Origin of the sequence: Pedobacter sp. Bi27 (assembly GCF_918698255.1) — a bacterium.
In the GTDB taxonomy this organism is placed as follows: domain Bacteria; phylum Bacteroidota; class Bacteroidia; order Sphingobacteriales; family Sphingobacteriaceae; genus Pedobacter.
Map to the genome: position 1 here is coordinate 255,505 of NZ_CAKKMW010000003.1, position 19,835 is coordinate 275,339.

Here is a 19,835-nt window from a genome sequence, read left to right on the forward strand (position 1 = left end):
CGGAGGTAGCTTTATAGCTACCTCCTTTTGTAGCATAAAATAAATATGAAAAAATGCCTAAGCATGTTTGCCTGTATACTGCTCTGCATTTTATTTGCACAGTGTAAAAAGGATGAAGTGGCTGTGCCAGAGAATGATGTTAATTTGGTAATTGCTAAAATTAATCTGTTAAGGCAAAGTGGGTGTAATTGTGGCACAGCATACATGCCTCCGGTACCCACCCTATCATTAAATAACCAACTGCAAAATGCCGCAATAACTCATGCCAAAGATATGGCAAAACAAAACTATTTTGATCATTTATCTCCTGAAGGCGGTACTCCTGCGGAGCGTGCATTAAATGCCGGTTATACAGGTGATTTTAGAGCAGAAAACTTAGCTAAGGGATATAGTCAGGCAGATCAGGTAATTGCTGCATGGAAAAATAGTGTAAGCCATTGTAAAGCCATGATGGATGCTAATAGTAAAGAAGCTGGTGTGGGCATGGCCCAAAATTACTGGGTTGTAACCTTTGGTAATCCATTATAATTCTTTTATCGTTTTATCAATCACATCCAATAGTCCATCTGTGTAAGCATCATCTGTTAATTCCCAGAACATGATGCCATTTAATTTTTGATCAATTACATATTTGGTTTTTAATGAAATTGATTTCGGATCGTCAAAAGTGGCAAGGTATTTTGTTTGTGGATTATAATAATATGGGGCTTTGGCTTTCTCGTCCCAATAATAATTATAGCCATTTTCTGCAGTGAACTGCTTTTTAAAATCCTTAAAAGAAACACCGCTTAAAAATTTGGTAGGCTGGTATAATCCCTGGTTGGCATCGGTGCTGTTTTCAAAAATACGGGCGTAAAATGCTGCTCCTAAAGCAATTTTTTGTGCGGGTACACCTAAATCTATTAAAGCTTTTACAGCGTAATCGCCTGATAAAGATTGCTGTGCGGTAGCATACAACGGGGTATGGTGGCCGCTTTGTGTCGCATATCCGCTTACCAGATCGTAGCTCATAACATTAACCCGGTTTACCAGAGGCATTACTTTATCCCATTCGAAACAAGAATCGATGCAGTTTTTTGTACCGCCTGCAGCAAAGCTGATTTCGGCCTTTTTACCTAGTTTTTTACGGAGTTCTTTAATCAGTAAAGTGAAATTATGTTTATCGTCAACTGTATATCTGTGCCCAGGATAGCCAACTACTGCCGGGTATTCCCAGTCAATGTCTATCCCATCGGCATGGAAAAAATCGAGTATTTCTTTAGTGGTTTTGGCAAATGTTTTTCGTCCCTCAGCCCTGCTGAAAACTTCAGAACAATCTTTGCAGGCACTCCAGCCACCCATGGCAATCATCACCTTTAAATCAGGATTCCGTTGTTTTAAGGCCACCATTTTAGTAATTAAGGCTGAATCCTTCGCCGAGTTAATGTTTAAGCTATCGCCCTTTAAGTGCCCAAAACTGTAGATCAGGTGACTCAGTTTTTCGATCGGAAAGCTATCTATTACTGAATTTTGTCCGGTGTAATAGGCAATAACATTTGGTTTAATTGTTTTTTGAGCTTTTGATTGAGTACTCAAAAATGATAAGGAGATGATGGCTGTAATGCAGAACAGTACAGTAGATGCGGTAAGCTTTCTTTTGTGCATGGGGATCTGGGTAAACTATTTTTCGGCAATAATATCTTGAAGTTCGTTCAATTCGGCAACTTTATCGGTAGCCCCTGCATTTTCATAAGCCGAAATCAGGTTTCTGATTACCCGGCGGATAATATCGCTATTGCTGCAAGGCCTGTAATATTCGGGCAGCGCCTCTAAATTAAGCTGACGAAGAAACTGATCCACATCATGTTTGCCGAAGATATTGCCACGGTTAAAAGCATTAATGTAGAAAAGCACGCCATATTCGCTTCCTTCCTGTTTGCTATCGTCTATATAACCCAAAATAAAGTGCTGTGGTAAGTTTATTCCATAAACAGGCAGATCTAATTTCTGTGCCAGGGTAGAATAGATAATGGCCAGCGAAATCTGATTACCCTTTTTACTTTCTAAAACCTGGTTTAAATAAGAATTTTGAGGGTCGTGGTGATTTTTCGTATTGCCACCAAAACCATATTGTTGATACAAAACGTGATTGATCAGTTTAACTTTTTCAACCGAACTCATTTCATACTGAAGGCCCAACCAGATATCTCTTTTAATTTCTTCCAGCTGGTTAATTACCTTTTGCTCATCTAAATCCGGATATTGGTACCGGTTAATAATCAAAGCACCCTGCAATAAATCAAAAGCACCACTTAAATACCATAAGTTTAAATCTTCTTTAACCGTTTTAAACTGGATCTGATGAACAATGTTTTCAATTCGCTCCTGTAACAAGCCATCAAAAGACTGTTCCCAGGCATTTTCTAAAAAATGTATTACTTCGCCACCATATTCAAGCAGTTTCTTCTCTACATGATGGAAAACTTCCTCGTCAGGATCATCCAACAATTTTACTAAAGCACTTATCTCTGCGTTATTTTCCATAAAACATACCTACGTTTGCAGTGTTTAATTACTTTTGCAATATTATGCTATTTCAATTTATTACAGATTACCTTAAACACCGTTTAACAGCAAAAAGCCGACATGGAACGCACTCACCATTCGTGTACAAGCTCGCTGATGAGGTAATTTACGATTTTACCGACAAATCTGAATACAAAAACATAGAAGAACAGCGAAAAAAACTTTTTAATGACGATTCGATAATCACCGTTACAGACCTTGGTGCGGGTTCTCACCTCAATAAAAACCGTACAAAAAAGGTAAGCCAGATTGCGAAGAATGCGTTGAAAAGTCCTCGCTTGGCCAAACTGATTTACAGGTTGGCGAAAAATACAAATCCTAAAAGTGCTATAGAATTAGGTACCTGCCTTGGCATTACAACAGCTTATCTGGCCACAACAAATCCTGATACAGAAGTAATTAGCATTGAAGGTTGCCCGCAAACAGCAGAGGTGGCGAAGAAAAATTTCGAGGATCTAAATTTAGAGAATATCGAGCTTCATGTGGGCAATTTTGATTTGATTTTACCCGATATTATTGCCAAACAACCAAGTTTAGATTTCGTTTACATTGACGGTAATCACCGCAAGGATGCTACCCTGAGCTATTTTAACTGGTGTTTGCCTAAAGTTAATGAAGATTCACTGTTGATTTTTGACGATATTTATTGGAGCGAAGGTATGAAAGAAGCCTGGGCTGAAATTAAAAACCATCCTGATGTTACCATAACAGTAGATCTGTTCTGGATCGGCTTGGTTTACTTTAAAAAAGGACAGGCAAAAGAACATTTTAAGCTTAAATTTTAAGATAATGGAAATCGAGCCGAAATTAGAAGGTATCCAGAAACGGTCAGCGTTGTTTATTTTGTTGATTAGTCTTTTTTTAGGGGTTGCTTTTTATTTGATTTCGCTTTTTTTTAAAATGAGTGTGCTTACACATATCATGTTCGGTTGGGATATATTTTGTTTAATCCTAATTTCCCTTCATTGGTATATGTTTTTTCATACTTCCGCTGCCGAAACGCATCTTAAAGCGAAAATGCAGGATGAAACCCGAGGTGAAATTTTTGCTATTGTGGTGGTTTCTACTTTTGCTGGTTTGCTTGCCGTAATTTTATTGCTGATTAATAAAGATATTGAACCACTCGATTTAGTGGTAGCCATAACAGGTATGTTTTTATCGTGGTTTTTGGTACATACTACTTTTAGCATGCGTTATGCACATCTTTACTATGGCGATAATAAGAAAGGGCATTCAAATAAAAAAGGAACAGGACTTGAATTTCCTGGAGATGATGAACCCGATTTTATTGATTTTGCCTATTTTTCTTTCGTGCTCGGCATGACTTTCCAGGTTTCTGATGTAGAAATTTCAGATCGGAAGATCAGACGGCTTTCCCTTTTACACAGTTTAATCGCCTTTATATTTAATACCGTAATTGTGGCGTTAACCATTAATGCATTGGCTGGGTTAAGCAAATAAGTTTTAGCGAAGGCTTTGGCAAACTTACGAAGTTTAGGAAGGCCAAAGCACAGGCGAACTTCGTAAGTTTGCCCTGGTGTGGGCGACGCTATAGTAAATTTTAGTATTTTGGAAACGAGCAGTCCAGTTCTTTTGGCGGGTTTCAGTCCCGCTCTCCGTTCCTTCCGGTGAAGAACCGGAACCACTTCGATCAGGTTTAGGTACCAAGGATAGATGCCTTTAGGCACCATGCTAGGGGCAGTCCTTTCATTATAAACCTGACAGCAGCGGTAGCCCCGATTTTTTCATGAGGGCTATAGCGAATGGCAGGGCTTCACTTGCCAAGAACCACGGGCCCTTCGTTTTCAATAAAAGATGTTAATGTTTAGGATTTGGAAATGAGCAATCCAGTTCTTTTGGCGGTCTTCAGTCCCGCTCTCCGTTCCTTCCGGTGAAGAACCGGAACCACTTCGATCAGGTTTAGATACCAAGGGTGGACGCCTTATGCGCCATGCTAGCGGCAGTCCTTTAATTATAAACCTGACAGCAGCGGTAGCCCCGAATTTAAGCACGATTCGTTTGTTTTTATGGTGTGCTTGCTTGTTTCACAGGTTTCATCGGGCTATAGCGAATGGCAGGGCTTCACTTGCCAAGAATCACATGTTGGTCGTTTTCAATTGAAATTCACAACGATTTATCTGGCTGTAAATCAGCACTTTGTTATTTTAAACTGATTTTTCAGTAATATAACTTGTTTTTTAGTTGTAAAACTGAGGAATAAGTTATAGGTTTGGGTATGGAAGAATTAACCAAAGCAGAAGAGCGCATTATGCAGGTTTTATGGAAACTGCAAAAGGCATTTGTGAAAGATATTATTGATGAACTGGAAGAAGAACCTAAGCCACCTTACAATACCATTTCCTCAATTGTTAGGCTTTTAGAGAAGAAAGGCTATGTTAATTATAAGGCCTATGGCAAAACTTACGAATACTTTCCGGCGATTACAAAAGATGAATATGCCAAAACTACCTTTTCGAAATTGTTTTCAGGTTATTTTGATAATTCTCCAACCAGCCTTTTATCGTTTATGGTAAAAGAAGAAAAACTAAGTGAAAAGGATATAGAAGAAATTAAAAAAATCATTAACCAAGATCCAAAGCCATGATTTTAATTTACTTATTAAAGGTATCGGCCTGTACCGTAATCTTTTTTGCAGCCTATCAGTTTTTACTGGCTAAACTCACGTTTTTCAACCTTAACCGTGCTTATTTATTAATGATGCTGGTGTTGAGTTTTAGTATTCCGGCAGTTACCGTCGAAAACCGTCAGGAAGTAATGGTTGCCAGCCAGGAGATCCCATCAAAAATAGCTTACAGCAACGATGGTTTTGTTGAACGGGATTTTGTAGATGAAGGTAATGTTGCTAGCACTAACATCAACTGGGATCAAGTACTCATGTATGGTTATTGCTTGGTTTTAGCCGCTCTTGTTTTTAGAATGCTTTTTATGATGATATGCATCCAGATTCAATTGCGTAAACATGCCATAGACAGAAACGGAGCCGTTATCCTGGTTGATGCGAAATCGACCATAAAAAATTGCTCATTTTTTAACCAGATTATTGTCGACTCCTCTTTGCAGCCCGAAGAAAAGAACCTGGTAATTAAACACGAATTGGTTCATGTGAAGCAGTTGCATGCTGTCGACAAACTTTTAGTCAATTTCGTTACCGCAATCCTTTGGTTTAACCCCATTATTTATTTCTGGCGGAATGCGATCGATCATAACCACGAATTTCTGGCCGACCGTGAAACTTCGAAAGTTGCAGATAAGAAGGTTTATGCTTCTTTACTTTTAAATCTGGCTATGCCAGCTAAAAATTTAGCCATTAATAGTTTTAGTAAACTTCCACTAAAAAATAGAATCATGATGTTGTATAAAGAACCAAACGCCAAGCTGCAAAAGCTTGCCTATTTAGCCATTGTTCCCGTTTTAATGATCTGCTGTATGGCATTTATAAACCGCAAAGAAATTATTGTTGAGAAAACGTCAGTAGGGAACCAGGCTTCTGCAGATGCGCCGACAAAGCCAAATGTTTATGCGATGAACTATTTAAACAGCAATATTAAGGTTAATCCGAATACTGCTTTTAATGAAGTAGAACCTACTTTGGTTATTGATGCCGGCCATGGCGGAAAAGATGGAGTTGTAAGTGCCCTGGATGGACAAAAGGAAAAAGACTTAAATCTAAGGGCGGTAAAAATCCTAAAGGAAGAAGCAGCAAAAAGAGGGATTAAAGTAATATTAACAAGAAATTCTGACCAGTTTATTTCACTTCGCGATCGTTTACCAAAACAGGAGGCTACGGCTTTTATTTCCATCCATCATAATGCAACGCTTGCAAATGCGGCTGTACCTTTCGGTGGTATTGAAGTTTATGTTTCGAAACTGAACAGCAATATTAAAACTGCGGAAGATCTTGGTGCCGGAATTTTAAGCAATCTGAAACAGCTTAAAGGGATGGAAGTAAGAGATTCATTAAAAAACGCAAACCTTTTGTTGCTCCGCGAATCTAAAATACCTGCAGTTTTAATTGAACTTGGAAATATATCAGACAGTAAGACGCTTGATTATATCAATCAGGAAAAAAATATCCGAAAAATCAGCAATTTGATTTTAGATGGATTTGTAGCTTTTTCGAAACGCGGCTGTTAATAAATTATAGCTATATGATACAGCCTTAAACTAATAGATGCTGAAATTTCTTTTTTTTGTTGTTGTATTGTTTTCTGTTTTATCTTCTCGGGCCCAATTCAAACTCTCTGGTAGGGTAGCCGATCAGGAACATAAAACGATACCTTTTGCTACCGTTAAAATTTCTGGTCCTCAAAACAGCGTAAACTATACCCAAACAGATAGTTTAGGTTTTTACACCTTTAAAAATCTGCAAACTGGAAAATATTCAGTTGTTTATTCTATACTCAATTTTAAAGCTGTTAATCAGTCATTGGTTTTAGTAGCTGACACAGTGATCAATATTCAGCTCCAGGAAAATCCAAACAAGCTTACTGATGTCCAGATCAATACTAAAAAAGCTTTAATAGAAAAACAGATCGACCGGACGGTCTTTAATGTCGAGAACAGTATTTCTGCCATCAGAACAGATGCTTTGGAACTGCTTTCGAAAGTGCCTGGTATTAGGGTTTTGAATGATAAGGTTTCTTTAGTAGGCAAAGGTGCTGTTAACATCATGATTAACGATAAATTGGTGCCCTTATCAGATGATGAATTGTCGAATTATTTAAAATCAATTTCATCAGCCAATATCGCCAAGATTGAAGTGATTACCAATCCGCCGGCAAAATATGATGCCCAGGGAAATAACGGATTAATTAATATTGTATTGAAGAAAGTTAATGCCGAAGGCTTTAGGGTGTCGGTTAATACTATTTTTTCACAAGCTACTCATCCAACGGCATCTGCAGGTGGAAATTTGAGTTTTCGGAAAAATAAAATTACGCTCTCCTCAAATTTCAATATCAGAAAAGGATCTCTTGTGCCGTTTGAACAAAGTACCATTTTTTATCCTGCACAGACCTGGGATATTGTAAATAAAGACCGGAATTTTAGAACAGTACCCAGCGGACAGATCGGCATTGATTATCAGGTCTCCCCAAAAACAGTATTGGGTTTATTATATAACGGTGGTTTAACTAACTTCCATTCCGAAGAAAATATTAAAACCACTGTTTATAAAAAGACCGGTAATTTAGATTCGGTGCTGAATTCTGATGCCAATGCCAAAATCAGGTCTCATTATCATTCGGCCAATATTTATTTAAAACAGGCCTTGGATTCTACAGGAAAACAACTGACCATTAACGGCGATTGGTTTAAATATAATGATGATAAAAACAGGTTTTTCAACAATACAAGTTATTTCCAAAATGGAGGGGTTATTCCGAATTCTTTTGTTGAATACCTATCAACCAGCAAACAAAATATAGATTTATATACTTTAAAAGCTGATGTAGACTTGCCCTATAAAACCTTTAAGTTATCCTTCGGTGCAAAACTGAGCTTTATCAATAACCAGAGTGATCTTGCCTTTTACAAAGCCCGTAATGCAATTTACGAATTAGACCCTGGCCAAACCAACCTTTTTAATTATCAGGAAAATACGCAGGCCCTCTATGTTAATTATAATAAAACCATAAGGGACTGGGGTTTTCAAGCTGGGCTGCGGGGAGAATATACGCAGATTGATGGCATATCCGTTAATGAACAGAATCGAAATGATTATTTCCGTCTTTTCCCTACATTTTACATTGTTTATCGTGCAAATGATAAAAGCACTTTTGCGCTTAATTATAGCCGTCGGATCAACCGACCTGCTTACCGTAAACTAAATCCCTTCCGCTGGTATAGCAACCAATATGCCTATACTGAAGGAAATCCTTTTTTGCAACCATCTTATAACGATAACATCGAAATTTCTCACACTTACAATGTCTTCACCACAACACTATCTTTTAGTCACACCACAAACGGCTTTAATGATGTAAATTTTATTGATGCTGGCACTAATATTCAGGCAGCCAAACCTGTTAACTTTATTACAGGGTATCATTATCAGTTCAGCAATGCAGTTACTTTTAATGTGTTGAAATGGTTAGAAAGTATCAATCAGGTTGATGTTTTTTATAATAGATCAAATTCCAGTATCATGCAAACCGTGAGTAACCTGAATGGATTTGGCACTTATTTTTCTACCTTAAATCAGTTTGTTTTTAACCCATCGAAAACTATTTTGGGCGAAGCCAGTTTCTGGTATCAATTTCCCTCCGTTGATGGCTTGAACAAAAATAAAAGTCAATACAACCTCGATCTGGGTATAAAAGTCTTATTATTTAACAAAAAGATCCAATTGGCCATTACCGCTACCGATGTTTTAAAAACCAATCAATACCGTTTTAACAGTTTGGTCAACAACATCAGGCAGGAATACAATAACTATTACGATAGCCGCCAACTCAAGATTGCCTTCCGTTATAATTTTGGCAATGAAAAAATTAAACAGCAGGATAGGAAGCCTGGTAATGAAGAGGAGCGGAAGAGGAGTAATTGATGATGAGAAATGTAAGGCAAGATTGGGAAATGGCGGCTGTAGAATAAATCGTTATTTCGACCAGAGTATACCGATTTTTCATCGGTAGCGGAATGTAGGCATCTTCTGGTTACATTTATACAGGTATTATTAAATTAAATTGTAATGAGTCGTTATAGAAATTTATTATACATTTTGGTAATGGGGATGGCATCCTGCTCATTGAAACCTGAAATTTACAGAAGTGTATGTAATAAAGATATAACATATCGTAAGGTAGAGATGGATAAGCTTTTGATAAACATAGATATGTATGATGGTAAATATGTAGAGATTAAAGGAAAATATAAATCGGGATTTGAAGAATCTGCACTGTATGCAAAAGGATTTCATATTAATAGTGAAAATGCATTGTGGGTTGAATATGATGCTTTCATATTAAAATGTCCTTTAGTATCAACTGAAACTAAGATAGATCTTTTTGGAAAAGAAGAAAGTTTCAAAAAAATGTACAATAAAACTGTGATATTGCATGGAAAAATTGATGCTAAACAAAGAGGACACTTGTCGCAGTATAAAGCTTCCATCAAGGATATTACTTTAGTTATTATAGATTGATTTTGTATTATAAGTGCAAAAAAATATTACCTTTTATGGTAAATCAAATTATAAAAATAAATGCATGTCATCCGAAAGTTATTCTTAGTTATACTATCGATAGTTTTATTTACAGATTGTGCTCACAAAGAGGATCATATTGAATGGGATCCTAACCAAGGTTATGTTCCTGATAGCACAACCGCGGTTCAACTTGCACAGATATTTTTTGTCAGGATTTATGGAGAGAAAGTGCTTAAAAAGAAACCTTTTGTTCCAACATTAAAGGATGGCAAAATTTGGATGGTTGATGGGACCTTAGAAAAAGGTATGAATGGTGGTGTTCCACATATTGAAATACAGAAGTCTGACGGGAAGATTTTGGCGCTTTATCATGGGAAATAACCAAAGGTAATTTAAGGATTAAGAATTAGCAATTTTTCTAAAAATCATTCCCTTTTTGATTCGTAAGTTTACAGCTCTTTCTTCTAATGTCTTTCACAATAATAAATGAAAAATAAAATAACATATCTTTTCCTGTTGGTTTTCCTCATTAGTGGCTGCTCATCAAAGGATGTCGATGATAAAAATGTTAAAGCGACTAGTTATCCTAAAAGCGAGGAAATACTAAAGTCAACTTTAGATGTTTTTTTTAAAACATACAAAAATGATGGGTCAGATAAAGCAGTAGATTTTATCTTTGCAGCCTCCGGTGCGTCTCCAGAACAACTGAGTGAGTTAAAAGGAAGGTTAGCAAAGTTAACGGTTATAGCAGGAAACTACGAAGGATATGAGTCCATCACTCAACAACGAATTGGGGAAAGTCTAGTTTATTATAGTTTCTTGGTAAAGCATGACATACAGCCAATAAGATTTATCTTCATCTTTTATAAAGCAAAGGATAAATGGAGAATTTATAAATTTAAATTTGACGATGAAGCGGATACTGAACTTGAGGAAGCAGGCAAACTTTATTTCGTAAAGTAAAGTATCTAATCCATAACTCTTCAAAGATCATTAAAAGAGTTCACTATCAATGACAGGTTGTGAAAAGAATAGTGGTCATTCCCGCGCAAGCAGGAATCTTAAAGTTTATTGCATTACGATCCAACTACGGAGCAACTTATTTGTATTAATATGTTAAAAAAAGTAGACTTACTGAGTTACAGTTAGAACTGATTAATTCCGTGCTTCTGTGTTTCCGTGGCAATAATTTTATCTGTACGAATCTGCGGTAAAGATCCTTTGACTACGCTCAGGATGACAAAAGGAACGGGATGATAGTACGGGCCTCCTCCATCACCCCTTTTCCATTATACATTACACATTCTTAAAACGCTTCCGCCAAACTGATGTAAAACCCGGCCTGGCGTTTTTCGTTTGGCAATTTTTCGCCAATGCCATAATCTAACCGAACACTCAAACCTTTTGCCGGATCGAAAAAGTAACGCCCACCAACACCAAAGTTTGGTTTTAGCCCATCTGTATTAAACTGGCCATTTGCAAATACTTTACCAGTACCCGCAAAAGCGACAATGCCAAAACGGTTCATAAAACGGTATCGGATTTCGGCCTGAGCGGCCATCAGGTTTTCGTCACGATAGCGGCCACTGTAGTAACCGCGCATCATCTGGTCGTTGCCTAACTGTTGTAACAGGTAAAATGGGGTGCTTTTGCTCTGAATGGTATAAAAAATGCCCTGTACCCCTAAAACTACTTTTGGTGCCAGGCTAAAGAAACCACGGAGATCTAGCTTAATCTGTGAGCCATTAAAACTTTCTCCACCAAAAAAATCGGGTGCGTATTGGTAGGTTGCCCTACCAAAAAAGCCTTTTGTTGGGTAATTATTGCTGTTACGTGTATCGTAACTTTGCGATGCACCGATCCAGGCTACCGAGCCACCATCTTTATCTAAAATCTGAGGATTTGTACTGTAAATACCACCAATTTCCTTGTCTATAAAACGGTAATTCTCAAAACCTAGCGAAATACCAGTATAAGCCTTCGGCAAAGTATTCATTTCCGCATCGAAAAGTGTTTTAAATACCCGTTGGTCTAGTTTATCTTCATTTGCCTTTATTGCATTGTTGCCAATACCATAAAAATTGAAAGGCTGATTTTTGAAACGGATATCGCCGATAAAATGATATTTGTTTCCTTTTGTCCAGGCATCGCCCTTAAGCATAAAATTAGCCGTCTTTTTGGTAGAATAGGTTGTGTTCAAGGCGAAGTTCGAACTGCGGTTCAGCGTATCTTTACGATCTATGTAAAATGAATAAATGGCACCAACGCCAAATTCAAACCCTGTTTCCTGACTATAGCCAAAAGCTGGTAGAGGTAAAAAGCTTGCTTTACGTGTAGTATCTTTTTCGTTTGAGAGCATCTTTTTGATCAGTTTCATCTGTCCAAACGAACTTCCTGAAATGAGCGCAAGTAAAATAATTAGATAATATTTTTTCATTGTCACAAAGAAAAGGAAATTTAGTTATAGTTCATTAGTCGATGGTTCATTTGTTGATTGGTACTTCAAACTGCTAGTTATTGGTTAACAGATTAAATTGGTTAATTGTACCTGGCGACTGCTCAATCTCAACTCCAAACGCCTGAGCGGAGTACAACCCAGTGGAGAAATCTACCTCGAGATAGATCTCTCCGTTCCGCTGCGCTTCAGTCGAGATGACGATCGCTAGGATTCGAAGCAATGCCTGCCACCATCTAAACCGGATTGAAGGGGAAAGCCCGCAGGTGAGGCATCCCGATTCATCGGGAAGGACTTGTACCGAAAAGCGGACTACCCTTAATAGGGGCTAAGCAACTGCTTTTCAAAAAAGACCCCTCGGCCACGTTCAGGATGAAAATCGCAAGGGAAATGCGCTTTATGATTTTAATCGACTTTGGGACTGAAAACTATGGACTTTGGACTAATTTAATGCTAAACGCCATGCCTCAAGCGTAAAACGCTTTTACCTTTCGGCCTAAATACCTATTTTTGCGGCAAATAATACAAAACGAAATGAGCAATACAAGAGGACCAATATCTCAGTTTATGGAGCGTAATTACCTCCATTTTAATGCTGCGGCAATGATGGATGCGGCTAAAGGATACGAAACGCATTTAGATGAAGGTGGTAAAATGATGATCACACTTGCTGGTGCAATGAGTACTGCAGAATTGGGAATTTCACTTGCAGAAATGATTCGCCAGGATAAAGTGGCTATTATTTCTTGTACTGGTGCAAACCTTGAAGAAGATATTATGAACCTGGTAGCGCATTCACATTATAAACGTGTACCAAACTATCGCGATTTAAGTCCGCAGGATGAATGGGACCTTTTAGAAAACCATTACAACCGTGTTACCGATACCTGTATTCCTGAAGAAGAGGCTTTCCGCCGTTTGCAGAAACACATTCAAAAAATCTGGATGGATGCCGAAGCTGCAGGTGAGCGTTATTTTCCGCATGAATTTATGTATAAAATGCTTTTAAGCGGAGATTTAGAGCAATATTATGAAATTGATCCTAAAAATTCATGGATGCTTGCTGCGGCTGAAAAGAATTTGCCAATTGTAGTTCCGGGATGGGAAGATTCTACCATGGGAAACATTTTTGCATCGTATGTGATGAAAAAAGAACTTACCGCAACTACTGTAAAAGGCGGTATTGAATATATGGGTTGGTTGGCCGACTGGTATATTGCGAACAGCGGAGGCAAAGGAATTGGTTTCTTCCAGATTGGTGGTGGTATAGCCGGCGATTTTCCTATTTGTGTAGTACCAATGCTTTATCAGGATATGGAAATGGAAAATATTCCTTTCTGGAGTTATTTCTGCCAGATCTCAGATTCGACCACTTCTTATGGTTCATATTCTGGTGCTGTACCGAACGAAAAGATTACCTGGGGTAAACTGGATATTAATACGCCAAAATTTATTGTAGAAAGTGATGCAACAATTGTTGCACCGCTGATGTTTGCCTGGATATTAAAACAATAATCATAAAAAATAAATAAACCAAATTGGTTTCTAGTATGCCCATTGGAGATAACATATCAAAAATGGGCATTTTTATTGCCTGAATGGCTTGAAACGACATTTGTTTAGAATGATTATAAATTGTATTTCCAGTCACTATTATGTCATGGGATTTATTAATAAGTTATACTTTTGTTCAAGTTTTGGTGGGGCTACCCCTAGTTCAGCATCAATTTCACAACAAAAAGTAAATTAAATAAGTATAAAGTGTTCATTATGAGAGATATCTCGATGATTTTAAAAAGCGTTTGGAAGTCGTTATTCGTATTTTCAGCAATTTCCGTAATAGCGGTTTCTACCGTAAATGCGCAGGATGCTAAAGAGGGACGAACGCTTTTCAAAGCAAAATGTTCTTCGTGCCATGCGTTAGATGCTAAATTGGTTGGTCCAGCCTTAACTGGTGTAAGCGATCGCCATTCAGAAGAATTCCTTTTAAAGTGGATTCCTAATTCTCAGGGATTGGTGGCATCTGGAAATCCAGAGGCTGTTAAATTATTCAATGACAATGGAAAAGTACCAATGACTTCTTTTCCTGAATTGGATGAAACAAAAGTTAAAGACATCTTACAATACATTAAAGAAGGTGAGCCAAAAGCAGCTACTCCTGCAGGTGGTGCTGTTGCAGTAAAAGATGAATCTACTTCAGGTCTGTCAATTGCAGGTATTGTAGCCATTGTTGTATTAGCGATTGTTATTTTAGTAATCTTGGGTCGTGCTTCTAAATTGTTAGAGCGCCTGATTTTACAAAAACAAGGCATCGAGATTGAAGAAGATGTGCCATTAAAGGTTGGTGTGCGCAAGATGTTCAAAAACAAGAAATTTGTAATGTTCTTTATCTTGTGTTTAATCATCGCTTTAGGTTCGTGGGGTTGGATGGGCATGTGGAACACTGGTGTTCACACCGGTTACCAACCAGTTCAGCCAATTAAATTCTCTCACGAGTTGCACGCTGGTATCAATCAGATCGATTGTCAGTATTGCCACAATGGGGCATTTAAATCTAAAAATGCAACTATTCCATCATTAAACGTTTGTATGAACTGCCATAAAGCTGTTCAGGCAAGAGATAAATATGATGGTGAGATTTCTCCTGAGATCAAAAAAATCTACAATGCTTTAGGTTACGATCCTGAAACACAGAAATATGATGAAGGTAAAGCTAAACCAATGGAATGGGTACGTGTACACAACCTTCCTGATTTTGCTTACTTCAATCACTCTCAACACGTAGTTGTTGCAGAAGATGCAATCCGTAAAGCAAAAGGATTACAACCAACAGAACCTGTATGTTTCGCTTGTCACGGTCCGGTTAATACAATGGAAGAAATTTACCAATATTCTCCATTAACCATGAAATGGTGTATTAACTGCCATAAGGAAACAGATATTTCTGGTCAGAAAAATAATGCTTTCTACGCTAAGGTTATCGAAGCGCACGAGAAGATTAAAAAAGGCGAGAAAATTACACCAGCGTTATTGGGTGGTTTAGAGTGTGGTAAATGCCACTATTAATAGATAGAGTTTAGTAAGAACGTTCGAATAAACAGTAATATAGCTTAAATGGAAAGCAACAAAAAATACTGGAAAGGCTTAGAGGAGTATAACAATACCCCCGATTTTGTTAAGAATAGCAAAAACGAATTCGCCGAGCCACTTCCAATAGAAGATGTTTTAAATGAAGCAGGGTTAAGTACCGTTACCCCACGCCGCGACTTTTTAAAGGCGTTAGGTTTTGGTTTAGGTGCAGTAACTTTGGCAGCCTGTCAAACTGCCCCTGTTCATAAATCTATTCCTTACCTGGTAAAGCCTGAAGAGGTTACTCCAGGTATTCCTAACTATTATACTTCGAGCTTTAATGGCCAGAGTATTTTAGTTAAAACAAGAGAGGGACGCCCGATTAAAATTGAACCAAATCCAAATGCGGGTCAATTTAACTGCGGTACAGATGCGAGAGCGCAAGCTTCGGTTTTAGATTTATATGATGTATCTAAACTAAAAGCACCAGCTTTAGTAAAAGATGGAAAAGTTGAAGAAACTACCTGGGCAAAAATCGACAGCTTTGTAAAAGGCGAGTTGGCAAAAGCACAGGCGGGTGGAAAGAAAATCCGTATTGTAGCATCAACTGTAAACAGCCCATCAACTAATGCAGTTATTGCACAGTTTATTGCAAAATATCCTGCTGCTAAACTGGTTCAGTACGATGCGGTTTCTTATACTGGTATTATCCAGGCCAACCAAAACAGTTTCGGTAAAGCAGTTTTACCTAAATACAACTTTGATAAGGCCGATTTAATTGTAAGTTTCAGTGCCGATTTCTTAGGTACCTGGATTAGCGGAGAAGAGTTTACTGCTCAGTATACTGCTAACCGTAACTACAAATCGTTAGAAAATAAAAAAATGAGCCGCCACATTCAGTTCGAAAGTGGAATGAGCTTAACAGGTACCAATGCAGATACCCGTGTTCCGGTTAAATTATCGGAAGAAGGACCTGCTTTAATTGCCTTATACAATGCAATTACCGGTAGTGCTTTACCTGGCGGAACGTTAGGTAACAACACCACTGCCGATAAAGTAATTAAATTGGTAGCTAAAGAATTGGTACAAGCTAAAGGTAAAGGCCTTGTAGTTTGCGGTTCGAACGATGTTTCTACTCAGATTTTAGTAAATGCCATTAACGCCGCTATCGGAAGTTATGGTACAACTATCGATTTGGATAACCCTTGTTATTTATATGCTGGTAACGATGCCGAATTTAATGGCTTAGTTGCTGAAATGAACCGTGGCGAAGTTGGTGCTGTTTTATTCTTAAACAGTAACCCCGTTTACGATGCTGCAAATGCAAAAGCATTTACTGATGCATTAGCTAAGGTTCCTGCTAAAATTTCATTCTCTGATCGTGCTGATGAAACTGCAACCGCTTGTGATGCCATTGCAATTAACCATAACTACTTAGAATCATGGGGTGATGCAAACGCTTACGAAGGATATTATTCTATCGTTCAACCAACTATCAACCCTGTTTTCAATAGCCGCCAGGCTGAAGAGAGTTTATTAACCTGGGCTGATGCTCCTGTTAAAGATTACTATCAGTTTGTACGCAGCAACTGGGAAGCTAAAATGTTACCAGCTGTTGGTTTGAAATGGGAAGAAGTTTTAGACAAAGGTGTGGTTACTGTAGCAGCAAAAACTGCTGGAGCGTATTCATTTACTCAATCTTTAGCACAAGTTGCTACTTCAATTGCGAATAGCAGCAAAGCTTTAGCTAAAGAAGTAGAATTACAGGTTTACGAAAGCATCCCGATGCGTGATGGTAAAAATGCAAACAATGCATTCTTACAAGAACTACCTGATCCGGTTTCTAAAGTAACCTGGGATAACTATGTTGCACTTGCACCAAAATTTGCCGAGAAATTAAAAGTTAAAGAATTTGATGTTGTAACGGTTAAGGCCAGCAACGGATACTCAGTAGATCTTCCGGTATTGATCCAGCCAGGACAAGCACAAGGAACTGCATCTATCGCATTAGGTTATGGCCGTACCAAAACTGGTAAAGCGGGTAACGATGTAGGTAAAAATGCTTTCCCTTTTGTTTCTTTTGTAAATGGAACTTTCCAATATGCTACTTCGGTAACCATTACCCCAACAGGCGGTTATTACGAATTGGCTCAAACACAAACTCACCACTCTTTCGAGGGCCGTGCAGTGATTAAAGAAGCTACTTTTAAGGAGTACTTGAAAAATTCTGGAGCTGGTAACGAAAAAGGCGAGCATAAAGATTACGATCTTTGGGATCAATACGAAAAACCAGGTAACAACTGGGTGATGGCAATCGATTTGAATGCCTGTACAGGTTGTGGTTCTTGTATTGTTGCTTGTAACGTAGAAAACAACATTCCTGTTGTAGGCCGTGATGAGGTTCGCCGTCGTCGTGAAATGCACTGGATCCGTATCGACCGTTATTACAGCTACGAAACTAAAGACGGTGATGTAACCAGAGAGAAAGAAATTGCTAAGTTAGAAGACTTAGATCACGTTTCTGTGGTTCACCAGCCAATGTTGTGCCAACACTGTGATCACGCACCTTGCGAAACAGTTTGTCCGGTATTGGCAACAGTACACTCAAGTGATGGTTTAAACCACATGGCTTATAACCGTTGCGTAGGTACACGTTACTGTGCGAATAACTGTCCGTATAAAGTACGTCGTTTCAACTGGTTTAACTACTGGAACGATTCACGTTTCGATAACTATTTAAATAACGAGTTTACCCAATTAGTTTTAAACCCTGATGTAACTACACGTTCGAGAGGGGTAATGGAAAAATGCTCTATGTGTATTCAACGTATACAAGGTGGCAAATTACAAGCTAAACTGGAGAAACGTCCATTAAAAGATGGTGATATTAAAATGGCTTGTCAGGAAGCTTGTTCAGCAAATGCAATTGTATTTGGTGATGCAAACGATCCAAATTCAGAGGTTTCAAAAGCATTACGTTCTGAGCGTATCTACTACGTATTAGAAGAGATCAACGTGAAACCGGGTATCGGATACATGACAAAAATTAGAAATACAGATACAACAGTACAAGCGTAAGCTTTAGTATAAAGAAAATACAAATTATGTCAGGACATAACGAATCAATACTTAGAGAACCATTAATTACCGGAGATAACATCACGTATGCAAAAATTACGGATGATATTTTAAGCCCGGTAGAAAACAAGCCGAACAAGGCTTGGTGGATTGGTTTCATCGTTGCCTCATTAGGTGCTTTACTTTGGGTAGTGGCAGTAAGCTACACTTTCTGGAACGGTATCGGTGCATGGGGTTTAAATAAAACAGTTGGTTGGGCTTGGGATATCACCGGTTTCGTATGGTGGGTAGGTATCGGTCACGCTGGAACACTAATTTCAGCAGTACTATTACTCTTCCGCCAGAACTGGCGTAACTCCATCAACCGTTCGGCAGAGGCGATGACTATTTTCGCCGTAATCTGTGCCGCAACTTACGTTGTATCGCACATGGGCCGTCCTTGGTTAGCTTATTGGGTTTTACCTTTACCAAACCAATTCGGATCACTTTGGGTAAACTTTAACTCACCATTGGTGTGGGATATGTTTGCGATCTCGACTTACTTCTCTGTATCATTATTATTCTGGTACACAGGTTTATTACCAGATATCGCTACCATCCGCGACCGTGCAGTGGGTACACGTAGAAAAATCTATTCTATCTTCTCTTTTGGATGGAGTGGAAGTGTTAAAACATGGCAACGTTTCGAAGCGGTGTCGTTAATCTTAGCAGGTATCTCTACACCACTTGTACTTTCGGTACACACCATTGTATCAATGGACTTTGCAACTTCGGTAATTCCGGGATGGCACACGACCATCTTCCCTCCATACTTTGTTGCTGGAGCGATTTTCTCTGGATTTGCGATGGTATTAACCTTATTATTGGTTGCACGTAAAGTATTGGGCTTAGAAAACTACATCACCATGTTCCACATTGAGTCGATGAATAAAATCATCATCTTAACCGGATCAATCGTTGGTGTGGCTTATTTAACTGAGTTCTTCATCGCCTGGTATTCAGGTTCTGAGTATGAGCAATACGCATTTATCAACAGATCTACTGGTCCTTACTGGTGGTCGTACTGGATGATGATGACTTGTAACGTAATCTCTCCACAGTTGTTATGGTTCAAAAAGATCCGTTTAAGCATTAAAGCTACCTGGATTTTATCAATCGTGGTAAACGTGGGTATGTGGTTCGAGCGTTTCGTAATTATCGTTACTTCATTGCACCGCGATTATATTCCATCAAGTTGGGCAATGTTCTATCCAACATGGGTTGATATCAGTGTATTCGTAGGTTCAATTGGTTTGTTCTTTACTTTATTCTTATTATTCTTAAGAGTATTGCCATCAATCGCTATAGCAGAGGTTAAATTATTATTAAAAACTGCAAGTGAGCAAGCCAAAATGAAACAGATTAAAGAAGGGCATGAGAATAAAGAATACGTTGCAGAATACGTAGAGTCTTTAGAAAAATTTGATAGTGTTAAACAAGAAGATTACGCAAAAATATAAC

At 38.3% G+C, this 19,835-nt stretch carries 16 protein-coding genes; 13 read left to right on the top strand and 3 right to left on the bottom strand.

The window, feature by feature from the left end:
* Window positions 1-45 precede the first annotated feature (45 nt).
* Window positions 46-528 carry a CAP domain-containing protein gene (locus LQ227_RS11250; RefSeq protein ID WP_230144452.1) on the top strand — a complete coding sequence of 161 codons (483 nt, stop codon included), beginning with the start codon at window positions 46-48 and terminating at the stop codon, window positions 526-528.
* On the opposite strand, the gene LQ227_RS11255 is transcribed toward LQ227_RS11250, so the two are convergent.
* Entirely contained in the window at window positions 523-1,644 is a 1,122-nt protein-coding gene (locus LQ227_RS11255) for a glycoside hydrolase family 18 protein (protein WP_230149394.1), read from the bottom strand. The two genes, LQ227_RS11250 and LQ227_RS11255, sit on opposite strands and share 6 nt — an antisense overlap.
* A 15-nt stretch (window positions 1,645-1,659) precedes the next feature.
* Window positions 1,660-2,523 (bottom strand): transglutaminase-like domain-containing protein, encoded by an 864-nt coding sequence (locus tag LQ227_RS11260; RefSeq protein WP_230144454.1) that lies wholly within the window; start codon window positions 2,521-2,523, stop codon window positions 1,660-1,662.
* Between the two features lie 44 nt (window positions 2,524-2,567).
* On the opposite strand from LQ227_RS11260, the gene LQ227_RS11265 reads away from it, so the two are divergent.
* The 8 genes from LQ227_RS11265 to LQ227_RS11300 all read left to right on the top strand — a co-directional run bounded on the left by LQ227_RS11265 (window position 2,568) and on the right by LQ227_RS11300 (window position 10,696).
* Window positions 2,568-3,350: an O-methyltransferase gene (locus LQ227_RS11265; RefSeq protein ID WP_230144455.1), complete on the top strand. Its 783-nt coding sequence runs from the start codon at window positions 2,568-2,570 to the stop codon at window positions 3,348-3,350.
* Between the two features lie 4 nt (window positions 3,351-3,354).
* Window positions 3,355-4,026 (top strand): DUF1345 domain-containing protein, encoded by a 672-nt coding sequence (locus tag LQ227_RS11270; protein WP_230144456.1) that lies wholly within the window; start codon window positions 3,355-3,357, stop codon window positions 4,024-4,026.
* 775 nt (window positions 4,027-4,801) lie between these two features.
* Window positions 4,802-5,170: a BlaI/MecI/CopY family transcriptional regulator gene (locus LQ227_RS11275; protein WP_108197999.1), complete on the top strand. Its 369-nt coding sequence runs from the start codon at window positions 4,802-4,804 to the stop codon at window positions 5,168-5,170.
* A complete protein-coding gene (locus LQ227_RS11280) occupies window positions 5,167-6,720 on the top strand; it encodes an N-acetylmuramoyl-L-alanine amidase (protein ID WP_230149396.1) in 1,554 nt (517 codons plus the stop codon). The genes LQ227_RS11275 and LQ227_RS11280 overlap by 4 nt, the downstream gene beginning before the upstream one ends.
* A 37-nt stretch (window positions 6,721-6,757) precedes the next feature.
* Window positions 6,758-9,133 carry an outer membrane beta-barrel family protein gene (locus LQ227_RS11285; RefSeq protein WP_230149397.1) on the top strand — a complete coding sequence of 792 codons (2,376 nt, stop codon included), beginning with the start codon at window positions 6,758-6,760 and terminating at the stop codon, window positions 9,131-9,133.
* Window positions 9,134-9,277: 144 nt separating this feature from the next.
* On the top strand, window positions 9,278-9,730 hold the full coding sequence (locus LQ227_RS11290) for a hypothetical protein (protein WP_230144459.1): 453 nt from the start codon (window positions 9,278-9,280) through the stop codon (window positions 9,728-9,730).
* Window positions 9,731-9,790: 60 nt separating this feature from the next.
* A complete protein-coding gene (locus tag LQ227_RS11295) occupies window positions 9,791-10,114 on the top strand; it encodes a YbbC/YhhH family protein (RefSeq protein ID WP_230144460.1) in 324 nt (107 codons plus the stop codon).
* Between the two features lie 105 nt (window positions 10,115-10,219).
* Window positions 10,220-10,696 (top strand): hypothetical protein, encoded by a 477-nt coding sequence (locus LQ227_RS11300; protein ID WP_230149399.1) that lies wholly within the window; start codon window positions 10,220-10,222, stop codon window positions 10,694-10,696.
* A gap of 343 nt (window positions 10,697-11,039) precedes the next feature.
* On the opposite strand, the gene LQ227_RS11305 is transcribed toward LQ227_RS11300, so the two are convergent.
* Window positions 11,040-12,170 (bottom strand): BamA/TamA family outer membrane protein, encoded by a 1,131-nt coding sequence (locus LQ227_RS11305; RefSeq protein WP_230149401.1) that lies wholly within the window; start codon window positions 12,168-12,170, stop codon window positions 11,040-11,042.
* Between the two features lie 552 nt (window positions 12,171-12,722).
* Between LQ227_RS11305 and LQ227_RS11310 the strand changes: the two genes are divergently transcribed.
* From LQ227_RS11310 to nrfD, 4 genes are all read left to right on the top strand, one after another.
* A complete protein-coding gene (locus LQ227_RS11310; RefSeq protein WP_055903284.1) occupies window positions 12,723-13,703 on the top strand; it encodes a deoxyhypusine synthase family protein in 981 nt (326 codons plus the stop codon).
* A gap of 255 nt (window positions 13,704-13,958) precedes the next feature.
* The gene (locus LQ227_RS11315) at window positions 13,959-15,254 is read left to right on the top strand and encodes a c-type cytochrome (protein WP_230144463.1); all 1,296 of its coding nucleotides are present in this window, start codon (window positions 13,959-13,961) and stop codon (window positions 15,252-15,254) included.
* A 48-nt stretch (window positions 15,255-15,302) separates the two neighbouring features.
* Window positions 15,303-18,335 carry a TAT-variant-translocated molybdopterin oxidoreductase gene (locus LQ227_RS11320; protein WP_230149403.1) on the top strand — a complete coding sequence of 1,011 codons (3,033 nt, stop codon included), beginning with the start codon at window positions 15,303-15,305 and terminating at the stop codon, window positions 18,333-18,335.
* Between the two features lie 26 nt (window positions 18,336-18,361).
* Window positions 18,362-19,834 (top strand): NrfD/PsrC family molybdoenzyme membrane anchor subunit, encoded by a 1,473-nt coding sequence (nrfD, locus tag LQ227_RS11325; protein ID WP_057931705.1) that lies wholly within the window; start codon window positions 18,362-18,364, stop codon window positions 19,832-19,834.
* The last annotated feature ends 1 nt before the right edge of the window (window position 19,835 follow it).

What these genes read in the sequence shown, in the direction of transcription:
- LQ227_RS11305 (WP_230149401.1), bottom strand. Translation starts at nt 12,170, where the DNA reads ATGAAAAAATATTATCTAATTATTTTACTTGCGCTCATTTCAGGAAGT.
- LQ227_RS11275 (WP_108197999.1), top strand. Translation starts at nt 4,802, where the DNA reads ATGGAAGAATTAACCAAAGCAGAAGAGCGCATTATGCAGGTTTTATGG.
- LQ227_RS11295 (WP_230144460.1), top strand. Translation starts at nt 9,791, where the DNA reads ATGCATGTCATCCGAAAGTTATTCTTAGTTATACTATCGATAGTTTTA.
- LQ227_RS11320 (WP_230149403.1), top strand. Translation starts at nt 15,303, where the DNA reads ATGGAAAGCAACAAAAAATACTGGAAAGGCTTAGAGGAGTATAACAAT.
- LQ227_RS11265 (WP_230144455.1), top strand. Translation starts at nt 2,568, where the DNA reads ATGCTATTTCAATTTATTACAGATTACCTTAAACACCGTTTAACAGCA.
- LQ227_RS11300 (WP_230149399.1), top strand. Translation starts at nt 10,220, where the DNA reads ATGAAAAATAAAATAACATATCTTTTCCTGTTGGTTTTCCTCATTAGT.
- LQ227_RS11290 (WP_230144459.1), top strand. Translation starts at nt 9,278, where the DNA reads ATGAGTCGTTATAGAAATTTATTATACATTTTGGTAATGGGGATGGCA.
- LQ227_RS11255 (WP_230149394.1), bottom strand. Translation starts at nt 1,644, where the DNA reads ATGCACAAAAGAAAGCTTACCGCATCTACTGTACTGTTCTGCATTACA.
- LQ227_RS11280 (WP_230149396.1), top strand. Translation starts at nt 5,167, where the DNA reads ATGATTTTAATTTACTTATTAAAGGTATCGGCCTGTACCGTAATCTTT.
- LQ227_RS11260 (WP_230144454.1), bottom strand. Translation starts at nt 2,523, where the DNA reads ATGGAAAATAACGCAGAGATAAGTGCTTTAGTAAAATTGTTGGATGAT.
- LQ227_RS11315 (WP_230144463.1), top strand. Translation starts at nt 13,959, where the DNA reads ATGAGAGATATCTCGATGATTTTAAAAAGCGTTTGGAAGTCGTTATTC.
- LQ227_RS11310 (WP_055903284.1), top strand. Translation starts at nt 12,723, where the DNA reads ATGAGCAATACAAGAGGACCAATATCTCAGTTTATGGAGCGTAATTAC.
- nrfD (WP_057931705.1), top strand. Translation starts at nt 18,362, where the DNA reads ATGTCAGGACATAACGAATCAATACTTAGAGAACCATTAATTACCGGA.
- LQ227_RS11250 (WP_230144452.1), top strand. Translation starts at nt 46, where the DNA reads ATGAAAAAATGCCTAAGCATGTTTGCCTGTATACTGCTCTGCATTTTA.
- LQ227_RS11285 (WP_230149397.1), top strand. Translation starts at nt 6,758, where the DNA reads ATGCTGAAATTTCTTTTTTTTGTTGTTGTATTGTTTTCTGTTTTATCT.
- LQ227_RS11270 (WP_230144456.1), top strand. Translation starts at nt 3,355, where the DNA reads ATGGAAATCGAGCCGAAATTAGAAGGTATCCAGAAACGGTCAGCGTTG.